Here is an 11,705-nt window from a genome sequence, read left to right as displayed (position 1 = left end):
GCAGGTTACGTCACCCACCGGTACAGAGGAATAACCATGTCACAGGTCTTATTGGTCATCGATATGCAGCAGTTTGTCAGCCAGCGCATCGCGCAAAGGCATCGGCTATTATCCTGTCGATAGCATTGGCCATATGCGGCAACTGCTGGCGCACTATCGCGCCAGCGGCTGGCCGGTTATCCATATTCACCATCACACCCCAGCGGCGGGCAGCGCGCTGGAGGCAGGTTCCGTCGCCGCCCAGCCGGTTGACGGCTTTGCGCCGCAGGCGGGCGAGCCGGTGTTTATCAAGCAGACGTCCTCTGCGTTCAGCCAGCCCGATGTGCTGCCCTACCTGCAAGCGCACCGGTTAAATGCGATACAGGTCATCGGCGCGGTGGCCGGGTTTTGCGTCAACTCCACGGTGCGCGCCGGGGCCGATGCCGGTTTTGCCATGACGGTCGTGTCAGATGCGGTCATCAGTTTTGATCTCGCTTCACCGCCGCTTGCCGCCCAGAACCTGCATGAGGTGACGCTCGGGCTGTTAGGTGCCGATTTCGCCCGTGTCACCACCACCGAGGCATTGCTGCGCGCACGCGAGACGGCATAACGCGAATCACGCTATCTGGCTCAAGCCGCGTCCATCTGGGCCAGCGTCTGCACCACAAAGCTGCGCGTTTGCTCGACCTGGCGCAGATAGCCGTTTAGCAGCGCGGTGAAGCCCGGCTCGTCAAGTTTGTCGAGCGGATACTGGGTACACAGGCGCAGGTTGTCGTACTCATCGAGCGCCAGCCAGCAACCGCGCATCGCTGCCATCTCAAAGTTCAGCAACAGCATCAGGCGATAGGTGCTGTTGCGCGTCTCCCCTTTCAGGCTCGCCATCTGACAATGCAGCAAAAGATTGTCGCTTTGGGCCGGTACTTCAATGACGGCGGCTTCCTGCCCGTCCGGGCCCTTGAGCACACAGATGCCGTTATTGAGCGTCAGGCGGGTTTTAGTGAACTGGCTAAAATGTTGCAGCAAGCGCGCCGCCTGCTGTTGTGCGGGTGTCATCACTGTATTCTCCTTATCCTTGGTTAAGCCGGTTACGATTTCGCTATCGTCACGCCTTGTTGGTGTAATTGATTTATCGCCTGCGACACATCCGGCGTGGCTTTCGCTATTGCCCCTTCCAGGCTGAAGCTTGCCGGGCTGTCTTGATTCTGGCCGTAGCTAAAATTAATTTTGCCCAGCATCTTGGTCATGCTGACATCGGCATTGCTGCCCGCGCTGACGATCGGCAGCGGGAACGTCAGCCCCTCTTTGTTTTTCACCGTTTGCGTGAAATCTATCGATTTAATGCGCAGGTTATTGCTGTCACGAAAGAGTGCGACTATCTCCTCCTGACTGATAGGCGGATGTGCAGACGCCTTATTTGCGGCAGAGGGGCTGTCTTGTTTTAGCCGATCTTCAATCATCGCCTTCACGCTATCTTTTAGCTCAAGGCTGACGCCCGCAGAAGCATTGGTCAGCGATTGCATCTGTTTCACTACCGCGTTCAGCGCCGGGTTCTGTGCCATAAAGCCGTGGATACGTTCGGCGTTCGTCGGCGGCAAGTTATCGCTCACCAGTTTGCGTAACGCATGAAAGACACCGTTGCTATCAAGCTTCGACAGATTGGCATACGAGGTGCTATAGCTGGCGCTATCAAGGGTAACGCCTTGATGTTGCGCCGCCTCCTGCTGACGTATTTTCGCCTGTAACCCCTGCACCGCCGCGTACTGACCATCGCCTATCGGCGTTTTTGCCGCAAAATGCTTGCCAAGAATGGTCAGTTTTTCCGTGATGGTGTCCTGCGCGGTTTGCTGCTCGCCTGCGCTCAACGCTTTCACGCCTTTAAGCAGTTGCTGCGTTTGCGGGTCGGTGAAGTTTTTCTCCAGCGATGAGATAAGGCTGTCCATGTCAGCGGGCTCGAGCGGCTGGGCCGCTTTGAGCTGCATGCTGATGCTGTGGTTGGTTTTGGTATCCACCGTCATCGTGGCCGAGGCGCCGACCGATAAGGGTGCCGTCCAGCTACCGTTAGGGTCTGGGTTGGTTATCCCGACAAAGGCCGTCGCATTCGCGCCAACATTCATCTGATTAAAAAAACGTGGCCGGTTATTGGTGGTCGCATTCTGCTCGGTAAACTGGCCGCGCACGGTGCTGTGCTCATGACTGGCGGACATCACATTGGCACCCGCGCTGACGCCCAACGACAGGCGAGCTGCTGATGTCGGCACCTTACCTTTATGCGCAGCATCGGGTTTGTTGGCCAGATTGACCTCAGCACGCGCATCCGCCGTCAGCGCGGCATCGAGGTCAAATTTTATCGAAAACCCTTCTTTAACCCGGTGATCGTTACCTTTTGCCACCAGATCGAGAGGGTTGATATTGCCCTCCATCAGGTTGTCGATGAAGCCGGGCAGTTCTTTTTCACTGAGGGTAAATTTCAGCCCGTTTTGCTGCACCGTCCCCACCCCGGCGTTAATGCTGCCGCCAATGCGTACATCAAGGGCAACCGTGTGTTTTTTATCATCAAAATCAAACCCTTTTTTCGCATCATTCGGCGACTGCCCGGTAGCGACCCCGGCTTTGACATTCAGCCCACCGTTGCGGCCAAAATTCACATCAATACCATTATCACCCCGGCTAAAACTCAGGCTGTAGCTGCGATCGCCGGTTACGCCACCGCTGGGCACTATCTGAAACGGCGTGGCATTCAATAACACCTTGGCTTTGGATGGCACATAGGCGGTACTGACCCCGGCGTTATAGTTACGGTTCACCGCCAGGCTTTCGCCGTTATCCAGCGATAAAATGGTGTCTTTAAGTTTACCGGCCAACTCCGCTTTATCAGCGGCTTCCAGCGAGGTACGCGATGTGAGGCTAACGGCGCTTTTATCGTTGCCAAACGCCTGGGTAAAGGTTCTTACTGCGTCGTAATCGGCCTCCAGTTGGCCAAAGCGGGTGAAGCCCATGTCGGTGACTTTTTTCACCTCATTACCGGCGTATTTTTGGTCACGCAGTTCGCCCAGCGCCGATTGCACCGCGTGCAGGTCTGCCGCCGTCGGCTGTTTGCCCGACAAGCTCTCCAGCTTATCCACAATGCCGTGCAGGTCGCTTGCGGTCATCACATCGAGCGCCAGCCGTGATTTGGTTAGCGCCATCGCATCCCCTAAATCGCGGTGCGGCCCCTGCGCCACCTTGTCGCTCTGGTAACTCATGTCCAGGTTCTTATGCACAAACGTATTGAGCAATTCAGCCGCTTTGCTCTCTTTGGCAAGCGGCGCGGCGTTCATCACTATCGACAGCGCCAGGCTCAAATCTTTCCCCGAGCGCTTGTCGTTAAACGCCTGCACCACCGTCTTTAAGGGCGAGGGCGAGAATTTTTCATTCACCTCGCCGCTGCTTTTGAGTACGCCCTGATGCTTACCGAGCATGGTGGCGGATTTTGCCGCGCTCTGCTCCAGCGTTTGCTGGAAAGCCGCAATGTCACCCAGCAGCGGTTTAGCGGCCTCACCCAAATCAAGCTTCGCCAGTCGGCTTTGCAAATCCTCGCGTTTGGCGCTCCAGGTGTGTGTCGTCACCTCTTTTTCCAGCCGTTTGAACATGCTGGCCTGCGCGTCATACAACGACAGCAACCCTTCCCGCCCCTTAACATGATGCTGGGCGGCATCTATCGGTTTTCTGACCATCTCTTTGAGGGTCTCTTTGCCATAGGCACTGAGTTTGTCAAGAAAGCCGCTGTTGAGTTTGTGCCCTTCCACCCCGGCATTGCCCAACACCTGCGCCTCGATTTTACCGGTCAAGGGCGTGAGCGGAATATGCACGACTTTAGTGGCATCGGCCAGCCGGTCATACATGGCGGCAGCGGCGCGAGGCGCATCGCCCGTGGTGTTTGGCGTCACGGGCGGCGCGGCTTGCCACTCACTACCGGTCAGATGATGCGATTGATGGTCGTCGCCAGACACCGCCACCTCGTGATTCGCCGTCGTGGTCAGTTGCTCAAGCTTGCCCGCACCGGGCGGGCTGACAGGTTGCCACTGCTGATGCTGGCGCGCGTCGGCGCTGCCTGACAATGCCTGGCTGTCGAGCTTAAAAGAGCTGGCCGTCTTTATTAAGGGCAAACAGGTTGTGGTCTTTATCCAGCGCCACATCCTGAATATCCCCCTGCAAACCTTTCGTCGGCAGCGGTTGCGGCGGCAGCGCCGGACGGCGCAGACCCGGTTCATTCACATGCAGGTGCAGCGCATTTTTATCATTTGCCGTCACAAAGAGGTTGGCATGGGCTACCGCCAGTGCGGTTATGCCGGCGCCCTTTTGCGTGCCGGGTAAAGGGTCGCCAGCCGAAGGCGTATTTCGCCCGTGGGTCAGCGCAAAAACGTTGTTGTCGCCATGATTGACGCTGTCTGCTTTTTGATTGATGGACAGTTTTTTCACCTGGCCGTCATCCAGCACATAGGCTTGATTATCCAGCCCGCGCTTAAGCTGGCTGGCACCGACATCGGTTTTCGTCCAGCTCTGGGTGGTGCTGTCGAGGTAGTGCAGTTTACCTTCATGCAGCGCCATCGTGCCTAAACGCCCCATGTCCATCACCTGATGAGAGGGCGGCTCCTGCTTTAATAGCCCGGTTTTATTCTCCAGCACCAGCGCATCACTGAGGTTCCAGCCGGGTTTAAACCCCGCGCCGGTTTGATCCAGCACCGCCAGGTGCTTTTGCCCGCGCGCGTCATTCACCAGCGCCTGCATTTGCCCACCCTCACCGGCAACAAAGCTCTGTACTTTGTGTGCCTCGCCAAAGGCGGCATGCAGCGCCGGGCTATGGTAAGGCTCCAGTTTTACATCGTGGCTGCCATCGTGCGGTAATGTGCCGCTAAACACCTTGCCTTCATCATCCGCGACAAAGAGCTTATCGCCTTGCAACCCGACCGCTTTGGCGTTCACCTGTTCACTGCCGCGCACCAGCGCCTGTTCCCCCTCGAGCTTGAGATGAAGCGGTTGATGCGCCGAGGCGGGAACATCCAATTTTGCCAGCAGGTGCAGCTGTGCGATGCCATTGTCCTGCTCCGTCAATACCGCGATATTCCCCTCGGCATTGGCAGAAAACGATTTGATTTTGTCAGTGAATGCAGCGGAGTCCTGCTGCTGAGACAAACCGCTGAGTGTGCGATCGTCTTTGACGGCATACAGTTTGCCGTCGGCCTGACTGGCGAGCTGGCTATGCGGCGTCTCGGTTTTTTTCTGCCAGAGATTATCTGCGCCCAGCCCGTAGAGCGTATTGTCCTGCACCCGCAGCTTCTCGTTGCCATGGGCGCTATCGGTGTGTACGCCGGTGAGTAACGCGGTCATCGCCTGTCCCGGTGCGGGCAGAGAAAGCGTGTGCTCCTGATGCGGTGTTTTCACCGTCGCATGCAGTTGCGCCCCGCTGCTTTCCAGCGTGTAGCTGGCAGCCTGCTTACCCGATAGCGCCTGCGCCGCTGCACCGGCCTGCGTGGGCGTGCTGCTGTGGAGCGCAACGAGCGTATCGCCGGTTTGTTGCACGCTGAAAAGGCGGCCACTTTTATCCATCAACGTTTGCTGGCTGTTATCCGCACTTGCCTGATGCGCCACAAACGGCAGGCTATTTTTCACTAACGTCTGTGACAACAGCGTTTTGACCTGCGCGCTACCACCGTCGCCCAGCGTTATTTTACCCGAGTCATTCAGTGACATTGTCACGTTTTCATGTGCGGGTTTCGCGGCTCCACTCGCCTCCGACGGTATTGCGGTAGCAGGTGATGTGCTAGCGGATAATGTAGTAGCAGACGATGTGCTAGCGGATGATGCCGTAGACGATGACAGCGCGCGGGCTATCGCGGGTGTGTCTTTTAAATCAGCCGCGCGCCCGGCCTGCATCCCTTCATGTTCAGGCAGCGTCGCCTGTTGACTGACGTGCGGCGCACCGCCGCGCATTCCCTCTTGTTGCAGTGAGGGTAAATCAGACTGCCCCGCCACCGGCGCAGAGGCGCTCTGCGTCAAGGCGTGACTCGCATTGGCAGAAGTCGCGGCAACATCCGTTACCGATTGCTGACGTTGAATGTGATTAATATTGTCCAACATTGGCCTGCTCCCTGTCTTCTCGCTGAGTGGGGGTGATGATGGGTAAGTGGCGTCGCCGCGCCATCAGTTCCGATACGCGCCGATTTTCGCACCCCCTCGCCACAGGCGGGCCATCACCGGAACCGCTCTGCGGTTTTACCTACTCAGTCAATAGCGGCATTAGCCGTGTACCTGTCCGTTATCTGACTGCGGGCAGCCATCATTTGATGAATTCGAGGTAAATCATGGCGGATATCAATATTACGCTCAGTATTCCCGGCGCGGGCATGGGCGGCGGCCTTGGCGGTGCGGGTGGCGTAGGCGGAGCGGATAGCCTGGGCAATGCTCTGGGCGGAAATGGCCCTGGCGGTAAAAAATCGACGGCGCAAGAAAACCAGTTATTGGAAGCGTTAGCGGTTGTGTTGACAGCGTTGCTGCCTACGTTACTCAACGGCGCGGCGGGACAAGGTAACAGCGGCGCGGGCGGCGGATTGGGTGGCGCAGGCGGTGTTGGTGCGGGTGCGGGCAACGGACTCGGCGCTGATACCGGCGGTGGTTTGGGCGGTGCCAGTGGTCTTGGCGGTGGCCTTGATAGCGGGCTGGGCGGCGGATTAGGCAATAGCGCCAGCGGCAGCCAAGGGCAGAACGGCCTGACCGATATCCTGACCAAATTGCTGGACATGCTGATCCCCAAAAACGGCGCATCGGGCGCTCAGGGCGCGGGTGGTGCGGGCGGTGGCGATGCGCTTTCCGGCGCACAAGGTGCAGGCGGCGCAGGAGGAGCCGGTGGTACGCAGGGGCTGGAAGATTTAAGTAAATCGCTGCTGCAGGACTCAGGCGCGAATGGGCTCAGTAATGGTATCTCCCCCACGCAGGATGGCGGCGGCCAAATCAGTGATAACCCGCTGCTGAAAATCTTACTCGCACTGGTTGCGCTACTGATGGAAAACCAGAAAAACCAGTTCGGCCAACCACAAGGGGACGCAGCTGGTGGCAGCGGCGCACCGGTTAGCGGCGCGCCCGCCGCGAGTGCTGCGGGTAGCGCGCCTGCCAGCACAGGCACCACCGCGCCGGCCACCGGCGGTTCAGCCCCTAAAACCGGCGGTGTGAGCGGCAGCAACACGGACAACAACACCCTGGGCTTTGGCAAAAATACGGCCTCGCCGGGTGGCGATGCCTTGTCTGGTCAGTCGCCGTCGCCGTTAGCCTCCGGTGCGGCCCTCCCCACGTTCTGATGTATGCAGTGCCCGTCTGTTTTACGCCGTTTTCTGGAACCCGACGGGCATTTTTTTTACTCACCAGAAGGTGGCATCACCGTGTCATCACCATGACGGTGGCCAACTTCTTTCGGGAACGGCATCTCAATTTCTGGGTTAATAACGAGGCGAATTATGGCGGACATCAGCATTACAATCAGCATCCCCCGCGCAGGACTCAATGGCGGTCTGGGTGGCGCGAACGCATTTAACAATGACAAAGGCATCGGCAATCAAGGGCTCGCTGGCGGAGCGCCATCCCAGGGCCAGGATAAGCTATTGCAAGCCTTATCCGTGGTGCTCAGTGCGTTATTGCCGGGCCTGGCCAATCACGGCGGCGGACAAGGCACAGCGGGCCAGCCGCTGGGACGCAGCAGCGACGCGCTCGGCGCTCAGGGAAATGGCGGTGTGGACGGCGGGCCGGGCGGCGGCCTGACGAATAGCCCGGGGGCGGGTGGTTCATCGGGGCAAAACTCGCTAGAGGGCCTGCTCACCAAACTGATGGATATACTGATGCCCAACGCGGGCCAGTCTGGTCAGGGGCTGCAAAATAGCGCTAACGGCGGCCTTGCCGGTGCCCAGGGGAGCGGTGGTACAGCGGGCACCGGCGCAAGCTCCGGGCTGGAAGACTTAAGTAAGTCGCTGCTTCAGGATAGCGGTGAAAGTGCGTTAGGAAACGGCATTTCCCCGACCAAAGATGGCGGCGGGCAGATCAGTGACAATCCGCTCCTCAAAATCTTGCTGGCGTTGATAGCCATGATGATGGAAAACCAGAAAAGTCAGTTTGGCCAGCCACAAGAGGGTAATGGTGGCAATAGCGGCGGCGGCGCTCCGGCCATTGGTGGCGGTAACAGCGGCGGCGGTGCTCCGGCCATTGGCGGTGGTAACAGCGGCGGTGGCGCTCCGGCTATTGGCGGCGGCAACAGCGGCGGCGGCGCTCCGGCCATTGGCGGTGGTAACAGCGGCGGTGGCGCTCCGGCTATTGGCGGTGGTAACAGCGGCGGTGGCGCTCCGGCCATTGGCGGTGGCAACAGCGGCGGTGGCGCTCCGGCCATTGGCGGTGGCAACAGCGGCGGCGGTGCTCCGGCCATTGGCGGTGGTAACAGCGGCGGTGGCGCTCCGGCCATTGGCGGTGGTACGGTAACGCCCTCCCGCGAGGCAAGCACCGCAACTGGCGCAGGCGGCACCAGTAAAGCAGGCGCAGTCAGCTTCCCCGTAGCCGATAACGCTAATGCGATTGTCGTGAATACGCCTATCAAAGTCGGACCAGGCGAAGTTTTTGATGGCAAAGGAAAAACCTACGTTGCCGGGCCAGGTTTAGGTGATGGCAGCCAGAAAGAGGGCCAGAAACCGTTATTTGAGGTGGCCAATGGCGGCAGCGTGAAGAATGTGATTTTGGGTAATAATGCCGCCGATGGTATCCACCTGCACGGCGATGCCAAAATCGACAACGTACACTGGACTAACGTTGGTGAAGATGCGCTGACGGTGAAAAGTAATACCGGCGGTAAACCGGCCAATGTGACTATCACCAACAGCAGTGCGCAGGGCGCATCAGACAAGGTGTTCCAGCTCAATGCCGACGCCAACTTTACTGTTGATAATTTCAAGGTGAAAGATTTTGGCACGTTCGTGCGCACTAACGGCGGTCAACAGGGCAACTGGAATCTCAACCTGAGCAATATCGATGCGCAAAACGGCAAATTCTCCTTTGTGAAAAGCGACAGTGAAGGATTAAACGTCAACGTTAAAAACGCCAATCTGGATAACGTCAACAATCACTACAAAGTCCCTAAATCCACCCACTTGCAGGTCAGCTAAGAGGAGCCCTGTATGAATACACATAACACCCCTGCCCGCTGGACTGATTTAGTTGAGCAAGGCGGCTATATTACCCCGGTGCAAAAACAAGCGTTTGAGAAAGCGATTTATATGGTGACACGGCGTCTGAATCTGGTGCTCAACCAGAAAGATCTGCCGCGTAGCGGCCAGTTTGATTTCGACACCTTTGTTGACTCGCTGGAAACCGATTTTTTAAACAGTGTCGATGGCACATTAAACCCGGAATTAAACAGCGACGTAGGACAAACCGCATTCTGGGTGATCCGCCAGATTGCTGACCACCTGATCAATTTGCAAAAACAACGCCACGCACTCTGACATCGCATGATGCCCTTACGCCCAGACCATCGCCGCGATGGGCGCAGGGGCCATCCATTCTCTTTTTTCTTCTTTGCTGCATCTCTTATTTCGTCTCTCTTCGGCGATGCGCTTTCTCGCCATCAGTATCCTTCTCCGCCGCGCTGGTATACCCTCATCGCCGTATCCCTGGTGCATACCGCATCGCACTTTTTCAGGAGCACGCCTAATGAGCACAGCACAGCGCGCCTTAATTATTGGCGCATCACGCGGCCTGGGGCTGGGCATTGCCACAGCCTTATATCAACGGGGTGACACGGTTTGCGCCACGCGCCGCCATCCCTCAGCCAGCACGGAAGCGCTGCCGGTACGTTGGCTATCGCTTGATATCAATGACGCGGCACAGCGCGAAGCCTGTTGTCTGGCGCTGGCGCATGACCGCTTTGATCTTATCCTTATCAATGCCGGTATTTATGGCCCGGCGCAGCAAGACCCTGCGGCCATCACGCCAGAAGCACTACTGCCGCTGTTTATGACCAACACGCTGGCACCGATTGCGCTGGCCTCGGCGCTGTCATCGCTGTTAGCCCCGCAAGCTACCCTCGCGTTCATGACGTCACGGCTGGCGAGCCTGACGGAAAACCCGACGGCGGAACTGCCGTTTTATGCCGCCAGTAAAGCCGCATTAAATATGCTAACGCGCGGCCTTCACACCAGCCTGTCATCGCGTGAGGTGACGGTGTTATCGCTGCATCCCGGCTGGGTGCAGACTGAGTTGGGTGGAGAAAACGCGCCACTGAGCATCGCCAGCAGTGTGAGCGGCCTGCTGGCGCAAATAAACCGTTATCACGGACGGGGCGGGCACCACTTTATCGACTACTCAGGCGCCTCGCTGGCCTGGTGATCGGCATGATATTCTGTGGCCTGAGCTTATCGCAGGCCATATTCCGCATCGGGTATTAAAAATCAGGTGAGCGCACACAGAAATCGCCAGAGAGCAGAAATAACCTGCTGTACCGGTTAACCGGTAACGGAGATACCCGCCGTTGCTGATGACTTTTTTCTTTCAACTTTTAGCGAAAGTTAATAACAAAATTACACTTTCATTACGCTTGGGTTTATTTATTTCAACGCATGAATACAATGCGAATTTATTTTCGCATTCTTTACGAAATACTATCAAATAACCTTATTGCGCTTTCGATAAAACAGTAAAAACCGATTTGATTATATTTTCAAACCACCTTCTTATCGGCAGAAAAGGCGCTGACTTTAGCCCCTTATGGTGAAATAAGTTCAATTATTCTATATACATAAGCAGCACCATGCTTTGTTCATGGCACCATTGCGCATCGCAATGCAGTAAAACACCACAGTAAAGAGACGACCATTTCAGCAAACACCATGCAGCGGTCTATTTTCTGGCAAAAAGATAAGTTTTCTGGCAAAAACAATAAGGAGACATATTATGGTGATGTCTATTTCCTCGAGTTATTCAGGTTTATATAATTCCATCATGCAGGTTTCTGGCACCAGTGCCACAACCACATCAACCTCTTCGGCGGTGACGACAATTCCTCATCGCAAACCGGGAAATAATGAAGAAGGCGGGCTGTTTGCCGCACTGACCAGCGCCTTATCCGCTATCGGGATTACGTTGGGCAGCAGCACGACACAAACCAGTGCAACCACATCGTCAACGGACTCAACCAGCAGCACCTCGGACACCACCTCCGCCAGTGCCAAGGAAGCCGTGGCGACATTTCTGCATACGCTGATGGACACGTTACACAGCGTCGGCGAGTCCTCGAATTCGTCATCACTGTCTGACAATCCGATGAAGAATGACTTATCCACGCTGATTAGCGCGCTCTCTTCAGACTCAAGCTCCAGCAGCGCCGTTTCGAGTAGCCAATTGAGCGAATTGCAGAGCGCGTTCAGCTCAATGGTGAGCGCGCTGGGAGGCGATAGCAGTAGCGCATCGCTATCGACATTCCTGCAAAATTTTTCATCGTCGTTGGCGTCATTCTCCACACAGGGTAATCTGGTCAATACTGCGGCCTGATTATCATCAGGAACGCCCATTCGGGGCGTTCCTGCTCTCTTTGGTGTCTTACTTCGTTGTATTTTATTTCACTTCGCCTGTCGCGCGTTCGGGGTGTATTGTTCGCAGCCGTTACCTTTTCGCCGTATTTCCGTGATAAACATCACAGAAAAACATCTTCAACGCATTGG

The 11,705-nt window shown here is 56.7% G+C and carries 9 protein-coding genes; 5 read left to right on the top strand and 4 right to left on the bottom strand.

All coding sequences use genetic code 11. The annotated features are described in order from the left end of the window. Positions 1-73 precede the first annotated feature (73 nt). A complete protein-coding gene (locus tag O1Q98_RS01075; RefSeq protein ID WP_278142628.1) occupies positions 74-589 on the top strand; it encodes an isochorismatase family protein in 516 nt (171 codons plus the stop codon). A 20-nt stretch (positions 590-609) separates the two neighbouring features. Here O1Q98_RS01075 and O1Q98_RS01070 read toward each other — a convergent pair whose 3' ends face one another. From O1Q98_RS01070 to O1Q98_RS01060, 3 genes are read right to left on the bottom strand one after another with little or no spacing between them, the layout of a single operon-like run. Then, positions 610-1,032, bottom strand: coding sequence for a type III secretion system chaperone (locus O1Q98_RS01070; RefSeq protein ID WP_125259415.1), 423 nt, complete (start codon positions 1,030-1,032; stop codon positions 610-612). A gap of 32 nt (positions 1,033-1,064) precedes the next feature. Next, entirely contained in the window at positions 1,065-4,124 is a 3,060-nt protein-coding gene (locus O1Q98_RS01065; protein ID WP_278142626.1) for an AvrE-family type 3 secretion system effector, read from the bottom strand. Beyond that, positions 4,093-6,096: an AvrE-family type 3 secretion system effector gene (locus tag O1Q98_RS01060; RefSeq protein ID WP_278142624.1), complete on the bottom strand. Its 2,004-nt coding sequence runs from the start codon at positions 6,094-6,096 to the stop codon at positions 4,093-4,095. The genes O1Q98_RS01065 and O1Q98_RS01060 overlap by 32 nt, the downstream gene beginning before the upstream one ends. Before the next feature lie 224 nt (positions 6,097-6,320). Between O1Q98_RS01060 and O1Q98_RS01055 the strand changes: the two genes are divergently transcribed. From O1Q98_RS01055 to O1Q98_RS01040, 4 genes are all read left to right on the top strand, one after another. Next, on the top strand, positions 6,321-7,310 hold the full coding sequence (locus O1Q98_RS01055; protein WP_240632755.1) for a type III effector protein: 990 nt from the start codon (positions 6,321-6,323) through the stop codon (positions 7,308-7,310). Positions 7,311-7,466: 156 nt separating this feature from the next. Then, a complete protein-coding gene (locus tag O1Q98_RS01050; protein WP_125259390.1) occupies positions 7,467-9,152 on the top strand; it encodes a pectate lyase in 1,686 nt (561 codons plus the stop codon). Between the two features lie 12 nt (positions 9,153-9,164). Then, positions 9,165-9,491, top strand: coding sequence for a DNA-binding protein (locus O1Q98_RS01045; RefSeq protein WP_125259389.1), 327 nt, complete (start codon positions 9,165-9,167; stop codon positions 9,489-9,491). Between the two features lie 208 nt (positions 9,492-9,699). Continuing rightward, positions 9,700-10,374: an SDR family oxidoreductase gene (locus O1Q98_RS01040; protein ID WP_125259388.1), complete on the top strand. Its 675-nt coding sequence runs from the start codon at positions 9,700-9,702 to the stop codon at positions 10,372-10,374. A 674-nt stretch (positions 10,375-11,048) separates the two neighbouring features. Here O1Q98_RS01040 and O1Q98_RS01035 read toward each other — a convergent pair. After that, on the bottom strand, positions 11,049-11,555 hold the full coding sequence (locus O1Q98_RS01035; protein ID WP_164512983.1) for a hypothetical protein: 507 nt from the start codon (positions 11,553-11,555) through the stop codon (positions 11,049-11,051). Between the last annotated feature and the right edge of the window lie 150 nt (positions 11,556-11,705).

The organism is Dickeya lacustris (assembly GCF_029635795.1).
GTDB classification, from domain to species: domain Bacteria; phylum Pseudomonadota; class Gammaproteobacteria; order Enterobacterales; family Enterobacteriaceae; genus Dickeya; species Dickeya lacustris.
This window is presented reverse-complemented; position numbering and strand designations above follow the sequence as displayed.

Bases quoted from the DNA above. Each gene is read 5' to 3' on its own strand.
- O1Q98_RS01050 (WP_125259390.1), top strand. From the start codon at position 7,467: ATGGCGGACATCAGCATTACAATCAGCATCCCCCGCGCAGGACTCAAT.
- O1Q98_RS01055 (WP_240632755.1), top strand. From the start codon at position 6,321: ATGGCGGATATCAATATTACGCTCAGTATTCCCGGCGCGGGCATGGGC.
- O1Q98_RS01040 (WP_125259388.1), top strand. From the start codon at position 9,700: ATGAGCACAGCACAGCGCGCCTTAATTATTGGCGCATCACGCGGCCTG.
- O1Q98_RS01070 (WP_125259415.1), bottom strand. From the start codon at position 1,032: ATGACACCCGCACAACAGCAGGCGGCGCGCTTGCTGCAACATTTTAGC.
- O1Q98_RS01060 (WP_278142624.1), bottom strand. From the start codon at position 6,096: ATGTTGGACAATATTAATCACATTCAACGTCAGCAATCGGTAACGGAT.
- O1Q98_RS01035 (WP_164512983.1), bottom strand. From the start codon at position 11,555: ATGGGCGTTCCTGATGATAATCAGGCCGCAGTATTGACCAGATTACCC.
- O1Q98_RS01045 (WP_125259389.1), top strand. From the start codon at position 9,165: ATGAATACACATAACACCCCTGCCCGCTGGACTGATTTAGTTGAGCAA.